The sequence below is a fragment of the Pleurocapsa sp. PCC 7319 genome (genome assembly GCF_000332195.1).
In the GTDB taxonomy this organism is placed as follows: domain Bacteria; phylum Cyanobacteriota; class Cyanobacteriia; order Cyanobacteriales; family Xenococcaceae; genus Waterburya.
In genome coordinates, this window is record NZ_KB235922.1 from 675,112 (window position 1) to 697,410 (window position 22,299).

The following is a 22,299-nucleotide window of genomic DNA, read 5'->3' on the forward strand; positions in this document are numbered from 1 at the left end:
AATTTAGATTTTGAATGTTCAGTTCAAAATCAATGATGTTGCCATTCTACTTGGTCACTCTCGGTTTTTGTTATTCTTGATTTTCCAGATATTAAACCAAATAATTTTGCTCAACAAATAACTAATGATTTTTGTAGCAACTTCAATTTCCTTGCCAACGTTCCAAAGGAATACAATCTATGTCCAGAGTATCAAGAGTTCGAGCTACTACAAAATCTACTAGATCTTCAATAGTTTGGGGATGATGGTACCAAGCAGGAATTGCTGGTACAACTTTAACACCGACTTCGGCTAGAGCAGTCAGGTTGCGTAAATGGATCAAACTAAAAGGAGTTTCTCGAGGAACAACTACTAAAGGCTTACCTTCCTTAAGTTGTACATCTGCTGCCCTTTCCAGCAAATCCGAGCTTAAGCCAGAGGCGATCTTCGCTACCGTACTCATACTACAGGGAATAATTACCATTCCCAAAGTACGAAAAGAACCACTCGCAATGTTATCTCCTACATCACTCCAACGATGACAATTGAGCTTTCCTCCTGTGCTAACCCCGGCTTTTTCTCGCCAAAATAACTCTTGTTGCGCTGGTTCAGCTGGCATCCGAATGTCTTCCTCAGCTTGCCAAACCATATAGCTAGCACGGGAAGCAACTAGCTCGATAGTATAGTCAGCAGCCAGTAAATATTTCAAAGTACGCACGGCATAAATCAGTCCCGAAGCACCGCTGACACCGATAATTAGGGGTTTGGTCATGTAATATTTTTATTTAGACAGTTCAAATTAATCCTTCAAATTCTAATTCTTCGATCATCTGTAGACCTCGAGGATCGCCGACTTTGAGGATAGCACTTCGAGCATCGTCCTTAACGCCAAAATCATCATCCTCTACCAAAGATTCGATCAAAGCATCGATCGCCGTTGCATAGACTACATTAGACGGTAGTTCACGACATAATTGCCCAATTGCCCAGGCACAGTTACTCCGAACCGCTGCGGTAGAGTCTCTTCTTAAGCCCTGAATCAATGGAGGAATAGCTGCAATTATATCTTCATAATCTAAGGTAGCGATTTGAGCTAAGCCACTGGCGGCCCAAAGTCTTACCGCCGAAATATCAGTTTTTACTGCGTGAATTAAAGGCTGAAGGGCGCGACGATCTTTACTATTGCCCAGTGCCCACACTATCCCCTTGCGTACATAACCATTAAAGTCTCGAGCCAATAATTCAATTAATGGCTCGACAGCAGATGGGTCAGTGTTGCGCCCCAAGGCATAAGTAGTGCTAACTCGAACTAGTGGACAACTATCATTAAGTAATTTTATTAAGAGTGGAATTGAGCGTCTATCTTCTAATTCACAGAAAGCCCGCGCTGCAATGGTTCTTTCTGAAGCTTCTTCTGATTCCAATAACCCCAGCATACGATCTGGATCTGGAGGAGGTATTTCTGATGCTGACTCTGCCGAATCAATCTGATCTAGAGGACTGCTTAGTTCAGCTTCTATCAAACTTAGTTCATCATTTTTCTTCATCACTTTTAGTCACTCTTTTATAATCTGATTCTTAGCAGGTGATTAAAATCTTATTTTATGTTCTCACATACTACTATTTCATCTAAGTAGGGCAAAGTCGGAAAACCCGCCTTTTAGTCAGGACAAGTTTAATGTCCAACATCACGTACCGCTATAAAAGCTTCCTTGGCGGCAGCTTGTTCAGAAGCTTTTTTTGAACGACCATAACCTTTGCCTAAGCAACGATTTTTGAGCCATACTTCAGCCAAAAATCGATCTTCATGAATTGATATGTTAGTGGGATGGGCGGAAGACTTGAATTGCTTATTTTCTCTAACCCGATATTTTGGCAAGATTTTGTACTTTTTTTGTGTCCATTCTTGTAAAGCGTCTTTATAATTGAGGCGAGCAGGATCACTACGAACCTCTGCCGCTTTAGTTTTTAAAACTGAATCTAGCCAAGGACGAATCAAATCCATATTATGGGTACTGAGGTACAGTGCCCCCAAAACAGCTTCAAAAGCATCTGCTAACCAAGATTGTCTGCCAATGGGATTACCAGTAGCATTAGAACCAATAAGTAAATATGGTTCAATTCCATAGCTTTCTGCTAACTCGGCTAAAACGCGATCGCTGACTAGAATGGAACGAATAGCGGCAAATTCTCCCACTGGCTCTTGGGGATAGACTTCTAAGAGTAATTCGGCAGATATTAACCTGATAACCGAATCACCGACAAACTCTAGCTGTTCATAGTTATCAGTACTAGAAATACTGGGATGAGTTAACGCTAAATTGAGCAACGACCAATTAACTGATTCAGTTTCAGATAACCCCAATTTTTGAATAAATTTCTGAAGTTGTTTTTTTCGTCTGGGATCTTCAAACATTTAGATATGGACAATATGAATGGAGAGAGTTAGAACGTAAGCCGGATTCTGTTCTCAACTGTAGCAGTGTATTTTATTCCACATACCCAAGTCGAGGGTAGTTATCTATCTGGGATGTTTGTTACCAAACATCTCTTGCGGTTCTCCAAAATCGAGATCGGGAAAAGACCAACCATAATCCCTCCGACCTTGCTCCCTACCGGGGTTTACCGAGCCAGTACCTCTCGATACTGCTGGTGCGCTCTTACCGCACCTTTGCACCCTTACCAATATAAGGAATGAGTTATGAGGGATAAAGAGTAAGGAATTGATTCATTCCTCCGCCCTTATCCTTCTGCTCTCATCCTTCAAGAATTGGCGGTATTTTTCTGTGGCACTATCCTCGCGATCGCTCGCACTGGGAATTATCCAGCAAGTCTGGTCTTTTGGGAGTCCGGACTTTCCTCAAATTTGTCTCTAGGAACAAATCTGCAACTACCTCGCTAACTCTCTCATTTATCTAGTTTATTATTGATTTATAGATAACCTCAAGTAATGCTGCTAATTTAATAGATCAAAGTGATAGTTATAATGTTCGTAGCTTTAAGCTTCAAGCTCTAAGCTTTTTCATATTCACAGTGAATAGATAAAATCATCTATTTATAATTCAAGCCTTTATTAGTATTATGGCTGCCCATTGTGCGGGTTTAGTTAGTTTTCTCTGGGCTTTAAACCCAATTGAAAAAATCCATCGACAATTAACTATTAACCAATAAGTTTATTTTTATTTATATTTTTGCTCTTGCTTTCATTCCTAACTTCTATATCAATATACTTGAAGTTTTCAAACCTCTAATTTAATTGTTATCTAGAATCAAGTAATACCAATCAGTAAAATCATGACTAAAGAATCAGACATCACACCCTATTCTGAAAATTTTAGTGACTCTCGTTCCACACCTACATCTAAATCTGCCCGCTTGCGTAAGGTAGGAACAACCCTCAAATGGGCGGGATTAGCTGGATTTTGGATTCAGGTGGTTTTAGGAGTAGTTTCTTCTGTTACCTTAGCTCTGGCAATAGTTAATGAAAATGAGAGAAGTAGTCCTGGTGTTGGATTTAGCTTGTTTTGCGCTGTATGCGGTCTGATTTGTTTGATTATGGGAATTTGCATTTCTTTTCGTTATGGCAAAATGGCAACCAAGTTTACTACTCCTGGGGTTACACCTCCCAAGAAATCAACCACGATCAGGATAGTTCAAATTGCTGTTATCACCAGTCTGGTAGGTGCTTTAATAACCCTCTTGGGAGCAGAAACTATTGCGGGAATTGTTCTTTCTAAAACTTTATCTCTCGATCCTGGGAAAATTTTTAACAGTCAAACTAATACAGAATTTGTGAATTCATTGGATGTATTTATTATCCAAGCCTGCATTAATATTATTGCTGGACATTTTATTGGAATAGTCAGCTCTTTGTGGATTTACAGTCAAATCGATAAGTAATTCAGTAATCAGGAATTAACCGTGCAACGTACTCGCCTAAACACTCTGATTAATTTCACAGGCGCACGCTTAGAATTAGTATTTAGCAATCCTTGGCGACGCACTGCTTTGAGTGTAATTAGTATTCTCCTAGGATTTTTTATGGGTTCAGCAATTGTGACAACTGTTGGACAAGACGCGGTTTGGGATGTTCCTGCTGCTGCTATTGTATTTGCTGTGACCGAAATTACGAGTAGGTTTATATATAGTCGTCGTAACCGTCAGCAATTAGACTCATCCCCCAGCAGACGTCCTCTTATTTTTGAGGTGTTGAATTTATTTAAAGTTGGTCTGACCTACAGTTTGTATTTAGAAGCCTTTAAATTGGGTTCGTAGCTATAAATGATGAGGGATAAAAGATGAAGGATGAGGAAGTTTATCTGGAGAGATTGGAAGGATTAGTTTCTCAGGGGACTGAGTCACAGTATTTTGCTGACTTATCGTTACAGGTGAAGGAAAAATGTCAAACCTTGGGGTTTAAAGAACAAGACATTATTACGACTAAATTGGCAAGATTATGGCTCCCTGTAGCTTTAAAGCTAGCTAAAGCTAGACGAACATTAGATAGAACTTTAATCCAAGGGATTTTGGGAGGTCAAGGCACTGGTAAAAGCACCCTGTGCATCATCCTTAATTTGATTCTTAATTACTTAGGATTTTCTACTGCTAATCTTTCTATAGATGATTTATATCTCACTCATTCTGAGCGACAAAAGTTAAAGCAACAAGATCCACGTTTAATTTGGCGTGGTCCTCCAGGAACTCATGATGTTGACTTAGGTTTGCAGGTAATTGAACAGTGTCTGTCAGGAAATTCCGCAACTCAGATTTTAATGCCCCGCTTTGATAAATCAGTATTTCATGGCGATGGCGATCGCACTGAACCCGAAGCTATACCCAAACCAGATATTTTATTATTTGAAGGTTGGTTTGTCGGTGTAAAACCAATATCAGCAGATTACTTTGATCATCCTCCCGATCCCATTCATACTCCAGAAGATAAACAATTCGCTTTAGATAATAACGATCGTTTGAAGGCGTATCTACCCCTATGGAATAAATTAGACCGTTTAATTGTTTTATACCCTGAAGATTATCGTTTAAGTAAACAGTGGCGCAAGGAAGCAGAGCATAAAATGATCGCTACTGGAAAAACTGGTATGAGCGATGCGCAAATTGATCGCTTTGTAGAATATTTCTGGAAAGCTCTTCATCCAGAATTGTTTATAGACCCCCTTACTAAGAGCGCCGATTTAGTAGTTGAAATTAAAAGCGATCGCAGTTTAGGCAGAATTTATCAACCAGTTAATTCTTCAACATCGTAGACGATTTAAATTAAGATTGTTTAAAAAAGTATTATATGGCGATCGCTATTCAAAAGTTCACCCTATTACTCAAGCAATATCTTATAGTAGTTCTAACTACTAATAGGAACAGCTTCAAAGATTGCTGTTTCGGGTATCACAATATCGATTACATTTATTCCTTCAGGCACTTTTAACCAAAAATAAGCATTGCCCCAAGAATCTTGCGGTAAATCATTAATGTAAGTAAAACTGGTACTTTTATTCTGAATAGTACGGTAAACCTCGCTGGTTTCGGGATTTCTTCCTCGCGATTGGTTTAAGCTTATCGCATCTACTTTTCCTTTAGGGACAATACGACGTATTCGCATTTGCACGACTACTACATTTTTTTCCTCACTATCAGGATTTTGAATTCTTTTGACTGATTGCAATTCAATTTTTATTTTGTTGTCAAAGCCTTGGCGCACAAATTGTCCTGGCTGAATTACATTATTTTGTGCCTTGGAAGTTGTAGAGACGGAATTTAATTGTTGTGTTGTATCGCTAGATATTAAAGCTTTATTTTGCTCGATTTTCTGAGTAAGCTGAGTAATTTTATCCTGTTGCTGAGTATTAGTATTTTGTTGTTCGGTAATCGTATTTTGCTGCTGGTCTATCAAAAGATTAAGTTGAGATAGTTGATATGCCGTCCATCCCGATACAGCTAAAGCTATGGCAGATAAAGTTATGCTGATTCCAGACAAAAAGTTACTCATTGATTCTAACTGTGGTCAATATCTGTGTTTTGTAATATACAAACTACGATTATAAATTTACTTTTGACCAAAGAGTATTTGTTTGAGTCCACAATCACTAAATATTGAATAAATACTGTATCAGGCGATTGCTCTTTAATCAACGATGATTAAGATATATAGTCATACTAAATCCTGTTCATAGAGGTTACTTTTGACTGCCCCCTTCGGGTGGGTGTGGAATAAGGACTTATCCAGAGGAAGGACATTTCTCTCTAATCGTAAATCAGTTCGAGACGATCGCCAAATCACTCGTAGATGATATTTAATTTGAACCAGAGAAAGATTTTTGGTAACAGATTCATCAATTAAATTATTTCTCTGTTGCTCGTCTTTGATTTAGGCGATCGCTCTGGATTTAGTGTCGGCTATTTTTCCCTGACGCAGTACTTCTAAAATTTCTGCGGATAACTTTAGCTGAGGCAGACGATTATTCACCGAGGCTGTTCCCTATTGCTTTTAAAAAAGACTGCCAATTCTGCCCCAGGTTAGCAGATACCAACTCAATTTTTTGCTTTTCGACGTTGCCAAAAACGTTATTGACAAAAATTCAACTCCAAGAAATTGCGACAAGCCTGAAAAATCTGACTTATCGCTTAAGTTGTGTAAGGAATACTAAAATTTGAAAGTAATTAAAAAGTTAGCTTCTTGGCTAGTTAGAAGTGGGCAGTATCCCAACTTTTACCTCGACATTTACTTGTTTATCATCACGTTGCAAACCAAGGTTGAGTTTTTCGCCTACTTTAGTTTTAGCTACCGTTTGTTGTACTTCGTCAGTTTCAGTAACTTTTTGCGCAGCAATAGTTTGAATCACATCACCTGGTTTTAATCCTGCTTTATCGGCCGGAGAGTTAGGGACAACATCAACAATTAAAACTCCTTTTTCGGCGTTTAAGCTGAAATTTGTCTGACTTTTTAGCTGTTCTTTTAGTTGCGGCGTAATTTGTGCCATTTGAATACCCAAAAAGGAGTGATCTACTTTACCATTAGCGATTAGATCCTCGGCGATATTTTGAGCAGTATTGATGGGAATAGCAAAACCAAGACCTTGCGCTCTTTGAATAATTGCCGTATTGATGCCAATAACTTCACCCTTAGCATTCAGTAAAGGTCCACCAGAATTACCAGGATTAATTGCGGCATCGGTTTGAATAAAGCTAACTCGCTTGTCTGCTACACCTACCTGAGAGCTACTTCTACCAGTCGCACTTACGATTCCCGTAGTCACAGTATTATCTAACCCTAAAGGATTACCAATGGCGATCGCCCATTCTCCAGGTTGTAGCTTTTCCGAGTCAGCAAAAGTAACTGCTGGTAAGTCTTCAGCTTCTATTTTTATTACCGCCACATCGGTCAAGCTATCTGTTCCCATTACTTTTCCTTCAAAAGAACGTCCGTCTTTGAGAGTTATCGTAACTCGATCGCTACCATCGACAACGTGAGCATTGGTCAGGATCAATCCATCAGAACTAACTACAAATCCTGAGCCAAATCCTCTTTGAACTTGTTTATCGGGAATATTGGGAATCTGGGAACCGAAGAATTGACGAAAAAAAGGATCCTTGAACATTGCAGGAGCGTTAGTCGAAACAGTACGAGAAGCATCAATTCGTACTACTGAATCTCCGACTTTATTGACTACGGCACTGACGTAGTTTTGGGGAACAGCGATCGCTGTCTCTTGTGGCGGCGTAGTTTCTGTTTCCACTGCCACATCAGAATCTGTCGAGTCTTGGGCAAAACTTTGGGGAGAGTTGATTAAATGGTTTCCACCCAAGGCTAAACCTCCCCCTAAAAGAACCAGAGATAAGGAGGTTGTGGCTTTTTTCAAAAGAGTAGAATGTTTCATTTGTTTATCTGTATATATATTTTGGTAGTTTAGATTAATCGGTAAGTATTATTTATAGTTGTTTTGTCATAATCATCAGAGTTCAGAGAGTATATATACCTTTGATTTTTAGTCTCTACTTTCGACTGATATTATGAATTTAGCTAGAAGATGTGTCTTTTTCGTGACAATCTTTTGAATTTTGTATGATATTCAATTATGTTGATCGGTTATGTAGAGAAAACCCTACTGAATGTAAACAAGCAATTATTTCTAATAATAATATGTTTTAAATATATGGCTCGGATAATTCTTTTGATAGAAAACCTAATATATTTAATTCTAGAGTGTTCCAGCAATTAAGCTGCCCGTAGTCTCCGGAATGTTGATACACTTTAATCAATATTAACGACAGATAACTAATAAAAAATCAGGTTATTAAATGATTGCCTCAACAGCAAATGTAATAAACTGGGCTTTTGGATTAGATTCCCCGCAGCTAAATCTTTGGCAAATGGGATTAAGGGCAGCTACGATTTATATTGCTGCTTTAATCATGATTAGAATGGTAGGAGACCGTCGTTTTATTGGGAAGTATGCTGCTTTTGATGTAGTTCTTAGTATTATTTTTGGCTCTACTCTGAGTCGTGCTATTAATGGAACTTCAGCCTTTTTTGAAACTATCTTTGCTAGCTTTATTTTAGTAGTAATGCATTGGTTATTCTCGGCAATAGCATTTTATTTCAGCAGATTTGAAAGTAAAATAAAAGGGCGATCGCGAATTTTAATTAGAGATGGTCAATTGTGTTACCAAGCCATGCAAGCTTGTCACATAACCAGAGAAGATTTAGCATCTACGCTACGTCTTCAATGTCAGATAGATCGACTTGACCGCGTAGAAAAAGCTTGTTTAGAAAGGAATGGTGAAATTAGCTTTAGTTTGAAAACCAAATTGGTAAGTGGTCAACAATAAACATTATGTATAGCCTTTCTCAAATTAATGAGGTACACCTCAATTAGCTATTAGCCATTAGCAAAACCAGGGTTTAGAATTGTAATGAGAACCGCCATATATCCTCCAAAAATTTGTTTAGTTGTTTGCAGTATCGTGATCGCGTAATTCCTCTGGTTGAGTAAGATCACTTTTATCAGTCTCGCCAAAAATCAAAATTTTCGTAATGGAGCTAAAAAGCCAATAAACATTAGCAACTAAGATCAGAAATAATAAAGGGGCTAATCCAGCAAAGGGAGCTAAAATCAGCATTAGTAGTAAACCAGATAAAATTACTTTGTACCAAATATTATTCATATTATTATCTCGCTTATTTTCTGATCTTAAGATAGCTAAAATCAATCAGCTAAACACCTATCTTTAGTGATATGGCAATCCTATTTAAGTCATAAAAATTGAAAAGAAAGAAAAGTAGAAGTCAGGAGGCAGCCCTGAAGGATACCGCTGAGTCCTACGGACTTGTTGAGTCTAACGACTTGCTCCGAAACGCAAACGTATAAGGGCAGAAGTTAATTTCACAAATGATTTAGAATTGCTACTAAGAGATTCTCATAGCTATGAGCTACAGTCTATATCTTATTAATTAATATGAGAATCAGACAAAAATATTTAGAGACAAAAGTAATAAATCATTATCAACTATTCATATAATTTGTGTTTTACAAATAAGTAAAGGTATAATCCCAAAATCCACTTAATTCGGATAAATTAGGATATAAATAAAGTCTAAGTTGATTTTGCATTTTTCTTATGTCCCAAAATGGCGAGTACCCTCAGGGCGGTGGTTCATCCTCGAATGGTGACAAAGCCAATCGCCAGAACTTTCCTCAGGATAATTCATGGATCAAGCTCGAGATATATGTTAAACCTAATCAGCTTGAATTATTAAACGGGTTGGATCGATGGCTTAAACTGAAATTAATCAGCGAAGCACAAGTTAAGAAAATATGTCGCCAAAATTTAATCTGTGCTTTACCTGAGACAAAAGAAATAAAATCTGTTCCAGATATTGAGCCAAGTAGACCAAAAATAACAGTCAAAACTATAGTCAAAGTTACACCAAAACCTAATATCATTACTCAACTATGGCAAGGATTTTTAGATGAGTTAAGTATTCGCTGGTTATTATTTCTCGGTATATTTTTAGTTGTTATTTCTTCTGGGGTATTAGCAGCAAGTCAGTGGGAAAATTTTCCCAGATTTGGACAATATTTTATTCTCTTAATTTATACTTTGGTCTTTTGGGGAGTCGGTTTTTGGTCGAATCAGCAAGATAACTTAAAGTTGACTTCTCAGACACTACGAGCGATCGCCACTTTACTGGTACCGATCAATTTTTGGGCAATTAGTCAGTTTCGCCTCGGCAATAATATCTGGGAATGGATCACGATCACCATCGCCTTAACTACTTTATCTAGTATTAGTTATTTACAATTTAGTTCTCAGAAATCTAGTAAACATCAATATTTTCTGCCATTTTTCTTGTTCTTGAGTTTCTTGCATTTAGGTTGGCAATTAAATGCCCTACCGACGATAGCTATCTATGGTGGAATTACTGTTATTAGTTTAATTCACTATGTTTTCATGCTTCCACAACAGAAATATCCGACCACCAGGTTATTATTTTTGTTTGCTGCTTGGCTCTTATTATTATTCCGAGAATTATTAACCAACGAAATTCTAATTTCTAATTATCTTTTAGCGATCGCTTTATGTGGGTGGCTTTTAGGAACAATTTGGCTGACTACGGTAAGAAAGGGGAAGAATATTCCTGCTGAAGAGGCACAAACTGAAGCAGCAACTATTACTAATACTTTTTTGAGTAATATTTGCCAAACGATTAGCATTCTTATCTTAACTGGGACTTGGTTACTATCCCTAATAGCAGGAACATTTCAATCCGCTTTATTTTTCTGGCAAACTGTGGGGATAAGTATTGTCACTATTCATTTATTTGGTCAACGGCTAACTCTTTATTGGCGCAAGCGAGATTTAACAGCCATCTTTTTGATTGGCTTACAAACTCTATATATCTCCAAAGAATTAATTCCTCCAAATTTACGTACCGATGCTCTGGACTTGTCGACAAAAATTAGTCAGACCGAATATTTTCCCGAGTCAGTATTTGGGGTTACTCTTTTTCCCTATGTGCTCTTATTTGTTTTCGTCGCAACTTGGTTGTATCGTCGACAGAAACTACAATTGGCTTTATATGCAGAATACCTTACTTTACTCTTGGGTATCATCTTAACTTGTCTCAGCTTTTCTAATCCTACTTGGCGATCGCTAAATTTACTATTTTCTACTCTTACTCTCGGTTATGTTGTCTGGATTCGCCAGCCACTCAGAATCCATCTAATTTACATTACTCATTTACTAGGGTTAGTGACTATCACTAATGCGATTGATGTTATGTTGCCCAATTTAAGCACAGCGGTTTGGGGAAGTATATTCACAGTCCTGGCGATTGTGGAGTTGTTTATTTATCTCCATCAAGCCAAGCAGCCTCGAGTTAATTGGCACTCCAATCGCTTATCTATTTTGAATATTTTGAAACATAGCTGTTGGTATGTTGGCTTATTATTGGGGACAATTAGCTATATTTGTTTTCTATCCCAAATTGGAACAAATTTCAATCCGAGTGCTTTTCGTTGGGGATTAGTCTGGTTTTTGATTCCTGGGATGCTGACTATTATTGCCAGATATACCCGCAAGATACAACAGCGTCGATTAGCAACTTATCTCAGCTGTATTGGTTTAGTTAGTGTTCAATTATTAGTATTGGGACAACCCGAAACCAGATTTACTGGTTTGGCGATCGCAGTAGGCATAATGCTAGCGAATGCCTTTCATTTACGTCGCACAATAGTAACGGTAATTCATCTTGGTTTTAGCTTGAGTTTGGTTGCTAGCTTAATTGAAAGTTTCATTAGCTCTTGGAATTGGCTAGTAGTTGGTGCGGTGATGATTCTAGGTTTATATTATTTCCGTCAATACCTACAACAGACTTTAGATACTCCTAAATTTTCTTATATTTCTCAACGTAATGCTCACGGAATTTTGGGCGTAGGAGTAGAAGCAAGAAGCTTTAAATTGATTGAGAAATATATTCAGGCAACAGACTATTGGGCGATCGCTCTAATCGCAATTGATATAGCTCTACTCAGTGTGATTTATCTCAATCTGACGGAGTTTCAAGTATATGCTCAATATCTACTGACTATCATTCTGATAACTGGGGCAATTATTTGGCGTTACTATCAACAACCGAACCATCGAGTTTTATATGGGTTGGTATGGTTAATTGAACTATTGATAGCAGGATTGATTATTGCTGTTGGAGGTCGTAGTGAAGTTTTAGCAATTACCAATATTATTTTAGGATTATTATCTTTGGTATTTATGCCGTGGATCGTTCGTGGTGCTTCACCTTGGGCAGAATTAAATCTATCTTATGTTCCTTTGATCTATGGCACTTTAGGAATGTTGTGGCGATTGTCTTTCTATGATGCCTACTCAGGACTATTGACCCTGGGGATTGCTTTGATCTTGATTAACAGTAGGCAGCATAATAACCAGCTCAATCTAGTCACTAACTATCTTGGCTTTGCTGGAATATCTTTGGGTATCTATGAACTAGTTATTTATCAGATGCAACAGTCATCTGGGGGAAGTGCTGCCGACGGTTTGACTATCTTAGCTTTAGTGGCAGCAGCGATCGCTTTTTCCTATCGCTTGAGTGCTTGGTGGTATCGTCAAAGACATCAAAGCACTATTTTTGGACTTAGTTTGGTCCAGATTATTCTGATTGCTCATATTCATTGGGCAATTAGTAGCATTTTCAAAATTTTTGCTGCCAGTATGGCGATCGAAAGTGCCACTCCACGTTTAACTACTATTAGTATTGCTACTAGTTTCTGTCTTGGTGCTTATGCTCTAATCCAAGGAAAAGATCACCCAAAAAATACCAGATCCAATCCAGCTAATGACTGGTGGGTATACGTTGGATTAGTCGAAATTGCTGCCACATTAGTTTATAGTCGCCTCATTATTAGCAGACTGAGTTTATTCGATCCTTGGCGGGTTATTTTTACCTGCGCTGTTGCTCTGATTATCTATCAAATACCTTGGCAAAATTTAGGCTGGCGAGCTACTCCTTGGCAACGTGTCGCTTTGATTATTCCTGCTCTAATGGCTTTGGTAACAGCAGAGGATATTTCCTATCTCAGCTTAGCGATCACTGCGATTTTTTATCTCCGTATTGCCTATCATCAAAAAAATCTACGTTGGAGTTATGTTAGCTTAGGGTTCATTAACTGGGGAATTATTAGGCTAGTTTGGCAATACAACACTGAATTTATTTGGCTGGCGGGAATGATTGGCTTATCAATTTTATATATTGCTCAATTCGACCCTCATTTTCAATCTCATCGTCAACAACGCCACTATTTACGTCTTGTAGGTACCTGTATTATTTGTGTCGCTGCACTTTTCTATCAAGATTTAGGAGTTATTCCTAGTGTAATTAGCTTTAGTTTAATTTTTATTGGTTTGGGTCTAAAAATTAGAGCTTTCTTATTTGCAGGTACAATCACGCTTATTATAACTGTTATCTATCAACTAGTAATTCTAGTCTTAGCCTATTCCTTCTTGAAATGGATTGTTGGTCTATTAACCGGAATCTGCACAATTATAGTAGCAGCTGGTTTTGAAAAGCAACGAGAACATTTAACTAACCGACTACAAACCTATGCTAACCAATTGCAAGGATGGCAATAAAAAAAAGTTGCCCAATATTAATTTCAAAGTCTCTAACTGAAAATTAATATTGAGCAGCTAACTAAATGATGAATATAACTAATAACGAGATATGTTGCTAATTCACCTATCGGCAATTTACTATCTATCCAAAAAATACAACTTGATGAATAACATCGGGAATTAGACCTATATTAGTATCTAAAGGTTGTGTTCTTGATGACTTTTCACCTAAATTTAAAAACAAATAAATACAAAAAGTAACGCTTACCGCCAATAAAATTCTCTCTAGCATTATTATTAAATCCTCTTTAGCCTCTCCCTACTTATAAGTATGTCTCATGAGGAAGCAATTAGCTATACAAATGTGTTTAAATTTACATCTTTTACGAAAATCTTTAAAAACACTTCATAAATGAGAGTCAATCTTATAAGAGCAAAAATATTAGAGTCTTTCATAATAGACTTGAATAAAATATATGAAGTAAATAATTAAATAATTTTTTGGCTATACTAGCTAAACTTGGAAAATTAACATTTATCTAGCTGATGTTACGCACGTTAGGACTGAAACCCATAATATTTCGTCCTCAAATAATTACTGAAACTACTGAAATCTCATTAAGCTGCGTAACATCAGTTATCTAGATTCAAACAAGTTTTTTTCGCAAGTAAAATTTCTTTTATGATTTAAATTAAACTTTTGGCGTAAAACTAGCACGAAAAATGCTAGATCTTCCACTAAATATCGTCTCCACAATCTACTTGGTTCTAATGCTAATCGATAGAGCCATTCCAAACCAGCTGAGCTCATCCATGCTGGTGCTCTTTTCACATTACCGGCTTCAAAATTGATCGTGGCACCGATCGCCAAGAATATTTCAATTCCTTTTAATCTGGACCTATACTTACTAATCCATTGTTCTTGCTTTGGAGCCCCTACCCCAATTGCCAAGACATTTGCTCCAGAATTATTGATCCTCCGGGTGATTTTGCGGCACTCGACAGGATCATTTTCAAAACCAAAGGGAGGACAATAGGTGTCTACGACCATATTACGACCAACTTTGGCATTAATATTAATACGCGCCTGTTCAGCAACTCCTTCTAAACCACCTAACAAGAAGATTTTGACGCTCTCGTCATTAGCGCAGCGACGGTAATAAGCTGGAAATAAATCCGAACCAGAAACTTTTTCGCCGATCGGTTGTCCCAGAAAGTGAGAAGCAAACATGATTAACTGGCTATCACACACCCGATAATCTGCTTCTTGATAGACCCGATAAAATTCTCGATTTTTTTGAAGTTTTATCAGATGATCCACATTAGGGGTAAATACCACTCCACCATTAAGTCTAAGCTTATCTATAAGCTCATACATACCAATATTATCAATTTGAATACCTAGTATATTTACTCGCTTTGCTTTCATCGACTTTCTCAATATCTCTTTTTTTATGGTGGATATCTATTTTGCTGGGGATGCTACTACGTCTAAATTCTTAATTTAATGCAGCTAGGTAATGATTACATCAGTAAAATTACTAAGCAATTTCTACTAAATCATTATTAACCAAGCAACATAACCAAGTAATCTCTGCTAAGCAATAATTACTTAGCAACTGTGAGCAAAAGAATAATGTACCTAAAAAACTAGAATATTAACGTTTTATAGATTTGAATAAATAAGATACTTCGCGATAAATATAGGCATAGGTAATGTCAGATAGATTAATCTTTCTCAAACCATGCTTCCATCTTTTAAAATAGCTCAATATGAGTTAAAATACAGCGTAACTGAGGGCTTTGCTCCTCATAGGTTTTACCTATGTATATATTACAGTATGCTTCGTTAATTTAGTTGAACTACTATATAATTATTCTGTAAAGTTTCTTGGGTTAATAAGTCTTCTACCGTAATACGTAGATATCTTTTAGAATCAACGCTGAATAAAAGTTTAAGGCGATCGCTCCCTGGATTGCCCAATGGTTTGAGTTGGGCAATTGTCCTCGCTCCTTCACGATCATTTAAAGCCTGAACACTAGTATTAACAGAAGTTCCAGAACGAGTCACTAAGCGATCGCCATCAAAATAAACTTCCGTAGTAGCGGTTTCTTGACCCAATTCGCCAATAATGAGTTCAATACTACTTTGGTTGGGAGTAGATGCTCCTAAAACAAGCTCTACTGGGCTTTCTGTTGGATAAGGCTGTCCTGTTTTAATGATCGGGTGCCAACTGTGAGCATTGGTTTTACGATTCCAGTAGCGAATACCATAGCTATGGTATAAAAAGTCTTTAACTTCAACAGTTCTAGAAACTTGTAGGGCTCCAGTGGCGATCGCCTCAAAATTATGGTCATTCTTTATCTTAGCTTCATCAAAATATTGTTTGACCCAGTTTTGTACTGCAGGTATTTGTATCGAGCCACCAACTAACAAGACTGAGTTTATATCCTGAGTCTCGACACCATTACGTCGTGCCTGTTGTAAAACTTGAGTCATTAAATCATCAAGTCGTTCAAAAAACCGTTGTTGTCTCAGGATATTTTCAAAGCGATCTCGATCAAGTTCTAATTCATAGGTTTCTAAAGTTTCGTCGTTGAAATAAACTTCATTGGCTTCAGTTGTGGAAGTAAGCTTAATCTTCAATCTTTCGGCTAAACGAGTTGTCAGAATAGATTTGGGCAACTCTTGGGTACTTTGAAAATAATCAACCAGCCAATTATCAATATCTGCCCCTCCCAAATTATCTCCTGCTTTGGCAATCACCCGAGCCAGATTTTTCCTTTGTGTAGTGCTTTCTCCCAACATTTTTTTACCCCACTTGAGGATATAGCCTTGGGTTTCGGCAGTTTTTTGTGACAGCTGTACTAGGGAAAAATCAATTGTCCCCCCGCCAAAATCGATCACCAATAGCAACTCTTGATCGGCTGCACCATAGCCTAAAGCCGCTGCGGTGGGTTCATCTAAGATTCTAATCTGCTCTACCTTCAGCGACTGACAAACCCCCATTAGCCAGTTACGATAGGATTCAAAACTATCAACAGGAACAGTCAAAACCAAAGACTGGAGATTTTCCTCTGTTTCCCCTCGCAGGTTACTAATTAACTCCTGCAAAAACCATTCGCCCACCTGTTCAAAAGAGAGGTTTTTGCCATCTAATTCGGGTAAAAAACCTTGGATTTCGGTACCAATTCCCCGCTTAAAACTACGAAAATAACGGGGATTATTGGCAAAATCCAGACCACGATCGCGTACTGCCTGTCCTGCGATAATTTTAGCAGCCTGAGCATCTTCGATATAGACTAGGCTGGGAATTAGAGGAGGGAGAGAGCTAAGTTGTTGGGACAAACCAGGTAGTTTAACTAGTTCCGCTTTTTCGGTGGCAGTATTCCAGCGAGCAATTGCCGTATTACTAGTGCCAAAATCAATTGCATAGGAGGTAGCGATACTGGAATTACTTACCATTGCCAAAAGTTTAGATGTGAACAATCAATATGTTTATTGCAAATTAGTTTATCATTCTGTGAGAGAAGACCCTCCCTTTCAGTGAGGGATGAATCGAAACGGGGCTTATAAAGAAGGCAGCGCGTTGGCGGGGCACCTGCGGCTAATCCCTTGGTCCCGCTTGAAGCGACTGCCGCAGCGCAATGCGATTACGCCCACAGCCCCTCCAGGGGCAACGAAGAGCTGAGGTTTACGAAGAGCTGAGGTTTACCCAGAACACGAAGCTGGGCAAACACTTTTGATACACAAAGGCATTCTTTTGCCGCATGTATCTTCATGTAGTAAGAGTTTGAACTGATGTACTATAGTTTTGTCGACGAAAACCAAGTCTATAATCAGTACCTCGAAAAGTGAATATATAAGGTTCTGCTCACGAGTGTTTGAGCAGGTAAAATATTCAAACCACGAAGTTAAATCAGATTTTCTGATGCCGTACTGGGGGGCAACCAGGAACGGGCTAGCTGTAACGCTAGCGAAAAGCTTGAGGATCAAGCTCTGACGGGGATGTGTCTGCAACATTGTTGTTCTCATCTAGTTAACTTGGGGTGATACAAGAATCCCTCGCTAGAGAGCGATGGGAGTGTCAACGTATCTTTTGGTAAATATTCGCAGCAAAAGATTGTCTCCTCAGATATTAAATCCGCTTGGCGGTTAGTTATCAATTTAATCAAAGATAATTTAAGCCGATCAGCTTTTCAGCCTAAAGCTGTCAGCTATTTGTTAAATCAGTCAGGTTATGATGAAAAGATATGACTAATTAAATAATTAAAGTTTGCAAACAAGAATGAAAAAGCACAGATTTCTAGGTAAAGTGGCTAGCCACGCTACAGCACTTTTTTTAGGAGTCATTTTGACTTTTGGCAGTATTAGAGTAACGTCCTCCCAAGCGGACACATTAAATTACAACTCTGGAGTTGATCTTAAAAATAATCCTATTGTTCTAAAAGAAGAAACATTAGCCCAAGTTCCACTCAATACGTCTACTAGTTTTGTTACTGCTGCGATCGCTAAAACTGGACCGGCAGTAGTCAGAATAGATACCGAGAAGACAATCGCCAGTAGGGTAGACCCCATCTTTGAAGATCCTTTCTTTCGGGAATTTTTTGGCGATCGCTTTGGTAATCCAATGCCCAGAGAAAGGCAGGTGAGAGGTCAGGGATCAGGATTTATCACCCAGAAAAACGGGATCGTCTTAACTAATGCTCATGTAGTTAGCGGTGCAGATCGGGTTACGGTTACTCTCAAAGATGGACGAGAATTTGAAGGAGTCGTGAAAGGGACAGATGAAGTTACCGACTTAGCTGTAGTCAAAATTGACCCTCGGGGAGTGGATCTTCCCATTGCTCCCCTAGGTAACTCTAGTAATGTGCAGGTTGGAGATTGGGCGATCGCAGTAGGTAATCCTGTCGGCTTAAACAATACCGTTACTTTAGGTATTATCAGTACTCTAACTCGTTCTTCGGCCCAGGTAGGTATTCCTGACAAACGAATTGACTTTTTACAAACAGATGCAGCGATTAACCCTGGTAATTCTGGAGGGCCATTATTAAATGAACGGGGAGAAGTGATTGGCATTAATACTGCTATTCGACCTGATGCCAATGGTATTGGCTTTGCTATCCCCATTGATAAGGCGAAATCGATTACTAATACCCTAGCTACAGGTAAAAAGGTTCCTCATCCCTATATCGGCGTACAAATGCGAACTTTAACTCCTGAATTAGCGCAAAGAAATAATCAAGATCCTAATTCTCCCTTCTTTATCCCGGAAACTGAAGGAGTACTGATTGTGCGAGTATTACCTGATACTCCCGCTGCCAATTCAGGTTTACGTCTGGGAGATGTAATTGTGGCGATTGATGGTCAAGCAATTAATGATGCTGGTCAATTACAATCCATAGTGGATGGTAGTGGCTTAAATAAAAGCCTCCAGTTCACCGTTCTACGAGGCGATCGTACTTTGAAATTAAATATTGTTACGACGCAATTACGAGGACTATCTTAAAAAAAGCTACTAGCTGTTAGCCCATAGCTAACAGCTTTTCCAAAATAGGTCTAATTCGAACCAAGCTAATTCATACAAGGCATATTATGTTCCTTACCGTCATTTTAATCGTACTTTTGATTGGTAATTGGTTACTCTCAGAGAGTTTAGTCTTTATTCCCCTTAATTTAGTTAGTGGCTTGGTTTCCTATAGCTGGTGGGGAATAGCTTTGTTAATTGTGGTTTTTTTGGCTTGGTGTGTGAGTGACGAATAAATTATTTTTAGATCGTAGGGACGATTAGCTTCGCCACTACTGTTCCAATGCAGATCTTCCTTGTTTACCGAGGCGAATCAAGACAAAATATACCAAATAAATGAGATAAATTATTAATCCTACTGCTCCCATAAAGCCCAAGAAACCTTCGTTTCCAGGTTTATCATGGAATAAATTACGATATGCTTGGGGAGCTTCTAACCAAACCTGACAAAAAGTAGTTTGCACCGTGCTATTAGACAAACCACAGGGAAGAAAAATTGATTTAGCGATCGCTCCTAAAACGCAATAGGCCGTCATCGCCCAGCGCCAGGAAGTAAACACCAGCTTGATAGTACTCTGGGATATATCTCGAATTTCTTCATTTAAATCAACCCAAAACCAGAGAGCGATCGCAATTAAGATAGGAGCTGCAACAGCACTAATAAAACCTATCTTCCAACCAGGGATTAGCAAATAAAGCGTGATCATAACAAGACTGGCAACCCGCCAGTAAATAATCAGCAATTTTTGCATAGCTTCTTGTCTCTGGAACAACGCCCAAACCAACAGCACCATAGGCAGTATTAGGGTTAGTAATACACCCAAACGATAGTCCATCCATACTAGAGGTCTAAACCAAATATCCATTTTTGTCCTGTTGAAATTGTGACTAAATATTATCTGTTGTGTTTGACTTTAGATAACTCCAGATTATCTCTCAAAAATGCACCAATAATTGAGTAAAGTCAAAAAAAGATGAGAACATAGCATATTCTCACCTAAGGTAACTAAATAGTTATTTAACTGTCGACTTTAAGTCCACTAAATTTGTTCAGACGCGTTTTCTATTAGTCTTCATAAACACGACACTCTAAAGCATCGGGGTTATCGTCACAATACTTTTCTAAAGAGCTTTTTTGGGGAGCATTTTGTTTTTGGTGTGCAGCTTCTGCGGAAAGTTCTTCTACTGCATCCCAAGCAGCAGCACATTCTGCAGAAGTTGCATCAAGATCACAGACCTCTCTAGCAGATTGTCTTTCTTTTTGTATTTGTTCTTGTATATCGCTCATATTAGTCCTCTTATGTCAATTTAAATTTATATTATGCCACGCTTACTAGTTTGAAGATGATAATTACCTCATACTCCATCCTAGATTGTAGCGCCTATTGATTTAAGAAATTAAATACTCAAGATCACAGTATTTTACAAGCCATGAGCAATCAAAGCTATTTTGGGTTCTAGAAATATTTTTAAAAATTTAATCATCTGCTTCTCAGGCGTTCCGAAGGGTAAGCAGACGCGTAATTACGTTATCAAGATTATCAATTTTAAAACTTGAAATTTATAATCCATTGACTTGTAACGGAAGATCATTTATCAGATTTAGTATCAGAAGTACGAAAATTAGCCGTAATACTCTAGAACTCTGGTTGCAATCGGAAAATTAATAAATTAAAGAGCATAATCTAAATAAAAAAAGGGAGCAAGTTAATTATTTCTTACTCCTCACTAGTCAGATCATTAAAAGTTGTTCATTGTCCATCATCAATTAACTCTTAACAGTTTTCTTCTCCTCTTCCTGGGCTAAGAATTTCTCCAATTCAGTCAACGCATCAGCATCAACTTTGGTTTGCATAGGACAGAATTTAGGACCACACATTGAGCAGAATTCTGCTGTTTTATAAATGTCTGCTGGTAAAGTTTCGTCATGATATTCTTTAGCCCTTTCTGGATCGAGAGATAATTCAAACTGTTTCTCCCAATCAAAGTTATAACGGGCTCTAGAAAGCTCATCATCTCGATCTCTTGCTCCGTGGCGATGACGAGCGATATCTGCTGCATGAGCTGCTATTTTGTAAGCAATTAAGCCGTTACGCACATCTTCCGCATTGGGTAAGCCCAAGTGTTCTTTGGGGGTAACATAACATAGCATTGCTGTACCGTACCAACCTGCCATTGCCGCACCGATCGCCGAGGTTATATGGTCGTAACCAGGAGCAATATCTGTCACCAAAGGACCAAGAACATAGAAAGGTGCTTCGCTGCACTCTTCCATTTGTTTTTTGACATTAAATTCAATCTGATCCATAGGTACATGACCAGGACCTTCTACCATTACCTGTACATCGTGTTCCCAAGCACGGCGAGTCAGTTGACCAAGAGTTTTAAGTTCGGCTAATTGTGCTTCATCGGAAGCATCGTGAGTACAGCCAGGACGTAAAGAATCGCCTAAACTAAAAGAAACGTCATATCGCTTAAAGATTTCAATGATGTCATCAAAATGGGTGTAAAGGGGGTTTTGCTTGTGATGATGTAGCATCCAACGAGCAATAATTCCGCCTCCACGAGATACAATCCCTGTCAGACGGTTTTTAACTAAGGGCAGGTGTTCAATTAAGATACCTGCATGAATAGTCATGTAGTCCACACCCTGTTGAGCGTGTTTTTCGATGATATGGAGAAAATCATCAGCACAGAGTTTATCCATGTCACCGTGAACACTTTCTAGTGCCTGATAAATGGGTACTGTACCAATGGGGATTGGTGAGGCATTGATAATTGCGGTACGGATTTCGTCTAAATTACCGCCTCCAGTAGACAAATCCATTAGGGTGTCAGCACCGTATTTAACTGCTAAGTCTAGCTTGGCTACTTCTTCATCGATATCAGAAGAATTAGGAGAAGCACCAATATTGGCATTTACTTTACAGCTAGAAGCAATACCAATACACATTGGTTCTAAGTTGGTGTGATTAATATTAGCAGGGATAATCATCCGACCCCTAGCTACTTCATCGCGAATTAAGTCTACAGGTAAACGCTCTCGTGTGGCGACGTAGTGCATTTCTTCGGTAATGATTCCCTGACGCGCATAGTGCATCTGAGATACATTGCCTTGACCTCGTCGCTTGGCAACCCATTCCGTTCTCAT

Annotated in this window: 18 protein-coding genes and 1 other RNA gene; 7 read left to right on the forward strand and 12 right to left on the reverse strand. The window is 38.4% G+C overall.

What is annotated here, in order from left to right:
- Window positions 1-142: 142 nt before the first annotated feature.
- From PLEUR7319_RS0107245 to rnpB, 4 genes are all read right to left on the reverse strand, one after another.
- Window positions 143-751, reverse strand: a complete 609-nt coding sequence (locus tag PLEUR7319_RS0107245; protein WP_019504543.1) for a flavin prenyltransferase UbiX — start codon at window positions 749-751, stop codon at window positions 143-145.
- A 22-nt stretch (window positions 752-773) separates the two neighbouring features.
- Window positions 774-1,526 carry a HEAT repeat domain-containing protein gene (locus PLEUR7319_RS0107250; protein WP_019504544.1) on the reverse strand — a complete coding sequence of 251 codons (753 nt, stop codon included), beginning with the start codon at window positions 1,524-1,526 and terminating at the stop codon, window positions 774-776.
- A 128-nt stretch (window positions 1,527-1,654) separates the two neighbouring features.
- Window positions 1,655-2,395, reverse strand: a complete 741-nt coding sequence (rnc, locus tag PLEUR7319_RS0107255; protein WP_019504545.1) for a ribonuclease III — start codon at window positions 2,393-2,395, stop codon at window positions 1,655-1,657.
- A 21-nt stretch (window positions 2,396-2,416) separates the two neighbouring features.
- An RNA gene (gene rnpB / locus PLEUR7319_RS38760) (RNase P RNA component class A) lies at window positions 2,417-2,885 on the reverse strand.
- A 388-nt stretch (window positions 2,886-3,273) separates the two neighbouring features.
- Between rnpB and PLEUR7319_RS0107260 the strand changes: the two genes are divergently transcribed.
- Genes PLEUR7319_RS0107260 through PLEUR7319_RS0107270 form a run of 3 tightly spaced genes read left to right on the forward strand, consistent with a single transcriptional unit; the run spans window position 3,274 to window position 5,243 of the window.
- The gene (locus PLEUR7319_RS0107260) at window positions 3,274-3,879 is read left to right on the forward strand and encodes a DUF3611 family protein (protein ID WP_019504547.1); all 606 of its coding nucleotides are present in this window, start codon (window positions 3,274-3,276) and stop codon (window positions 3,877-3,879) included.
- A gap of 21 nt (window positions 3,880-3,900) precedes the next feature.
- Window positions 3,901-4,254, forward strand: coding sequence for a DUF565 domain-containing protein (locus tag PLEUR7319_RS0107265; RefSeq protein WP_019504548.1), 354 nt, complete (start codon window positions 3,901-3,903; stop codon window positions 4,252-4,254).
- A gap of 23 nt (window positions 4,255-4,277) precedes the next feature.
- Window positions 4,278-5,243, forward strand: a complete 966-nt coding sequence (locus tag PLEUR7319_RS0107270) for a hypothetical protein (RefSeq protein WP_019504549.1) — start codon at window positions 4,278-4,280, stop codon at window positions 5,241-5,243.
- Window positions 5,244-5,335: 92 nt separating this feature from the next.
- Here the strand turns inward: PLEUR7319_RS0107270 and PLEUR7319_RS37890 are convergent, their stop codons facing one another.
- Complete coding sequence (locus PLEUR7319_RS37890) at window positions 5,336-5,980, reverse strand: hypothetical protein (RefSeq protein WP_019504550.1); 645 nt, start codon at window positions 5,978-5,980, stop codon at window positions 5,336-5,338.
- Between the two features lie 691 nt (window positions 5,981-6,671).
- A complete protein-coding gene (locus PLEUR7319_RS0107280) occupies window positions 6,672-7,868 on the reverse strand; it encodes an HhoA/HhoB/HtrA family serine endopeptidase (protein ID WP_019504552.1) in 1,197 nt (398 codons plus the stop codon).
- Between the two features lie 421 nt (window positions 7,869-8,289).
- Between PLEUR7319_RS0107280 and PLEUR7319_RS0107285 the strand changes: the two genes are divergently transcribed.
- Window positions 8,290-8,820, forward strand: a complete 531-nt coding sequence (locus tag PLEUR7319_RS0107285) for a DUF421 domain-containing protein (protein ID WP_019504553.1) — start codon at window positions 8,290-8,292, stop codon at window positions 8,818-8,820.
- Between the two features lie 117 nt (window positions 8,821-8,937).
- Here PLEUR7319_RS0107285 and PLEUR7319_RS34535 read toward each other — a convergent pair whose 3' ends face one another.
- Entirely contained in the window at window positions 8,938-9,156 is a 219-nt protein-coding gene (locus PLEUR7319_RS34535; RefSeq protein WP_019504554.1) for a hypothetical protein, read from the reverse strand.
- Window positions 9,157-9,609: 453 nt separating this feature from the next.
- Here PLEUR7319_RS34535 and PLEUR7319_RS0107295 point away from each other — a divergent pair, with 453 nt between their 5' ends.
- The gene (locus PLEUR7319_RS0107295) at window positions 9,610-13,638 is read left to right on the forward strand and encodes a hypothetical protein (RefSeq protein WP_019504555.1); all 4,029 of its coding nucleotides are present in this window, start codon (window positions 9,610-9,612) and stop codon (window positions 13,636-13,638) included.
- A gap of 619 nt (window positions 13,639-14,257) precedes the next feature.
- On the opposite strand, the gene PLEUR7319_RS0107305 is transcribed toward PLEUR7319_RS0107295, so the two are convergent.
- Window positions 14,258-15,049 carry a WecB/TagA/CpsF family glycosyltransferase gene (locus PLEUR7319_RS0107305; protein ID WP_019504557.1) on the reverse strand — a complete coding sequence of 264 codons (792 nt, stop codon included), beginning with the start codon at window positions 15,047-15,049 and terminating at the stop codon, window positions 14,258-14,260.
- Window positions 15,050-15,469: 420 nt separating this feature from the next.
- Window positions 15,470-17,086 (reverse strand): Hsp70 family protein, encoded by a 1,617-nt coding sequence (locus PLEUR7319_RS0107310; RefSeq protein ID WP_019504558.1) that lies wholly within the window; start codon window positions 17,084-17,086, stop codon window positions 15,470-15,472.
- Window positions 17,087-17,909: 823 nt separating this feature from the next.
- On the opposite strand from PLEUR7319_RS0107310, the gene PLEUR7319_RS0107315 reads away from it, so the two are divergent.
- Together PLEUR7319_RS0107315 and PLEUR7319_RS41200 are read left to right on the forward strand one after the other, a co-directional pair.
- Window positions 17,910-19,130, forward strand: a complete 1,221-nt coding sequence (locus tag PLEUR7319_RS0107315) for an HhoA/HhoB/HtrA family serine endopeptidase (protein ID WP_019504559.1) — start codon at window positions 17,910-17,912, stop codon at window positions 19,128-19,130.
- 86 nt (window positions 19,131-19,216) lie between these two features.
- The gene (locus PLEUR7319_RS41200) at window positions 19,217-19,384 is read left to right on the forward strand and encodes a hypothetical protein (RefSeq protein WP_019504560.1); all 168 of its coding nucleotides are present in this window, start codon (window positions 19,217-19,219) and stop codon (window positions 19,382-19,384) included.
- Window positions 19,385-19,420: 36 nt separating this feature from the next.
- Here the strand turns inward: PLEUR7319_RS41200 and PLEUR7319_RS0107325 are convergent, their stop codons facing one another.
- The 3 genes from PLEUR7319_RS0107325 to thiC form a co-directional block, all read right to left on the reverse strand.
- Entirely contained in the window at window positions 19,421-20,014 is a 594-nt protein-coding gene (locus PLEUR7319_RS0107325) for a DUF3177 family protein (RefSeq protein ID WP_019504561.1), read from the reverse strand.
- A gap of 200 nt (window positions 20,015-20,214) precedes the next feature.
- A complete protein-coding gene (locus tag PLEUR7319_RS0107330) occupies window positions 20,215-20,436 on the reverse strand; it encodes a Calvin cycle protein CP12 (protein ID WP_019504562.1) in 222 nt (73 codons plus the stop codon).
- 480 nt (window positions 20,437-20,916) lie between these two features.
- Window positions 20,917-22,299 (reverse strand): phosphomethylpyrimidine synthase, encoded by a 1,383-nt coding sequence (gene thiC / locus PLEUR7319_RS0107335; RefSeq protein ID WP_019504563.1) that lies wholly within the window; start codon window positions 22,297-22,299, stop codon window positions 20,917-20,919.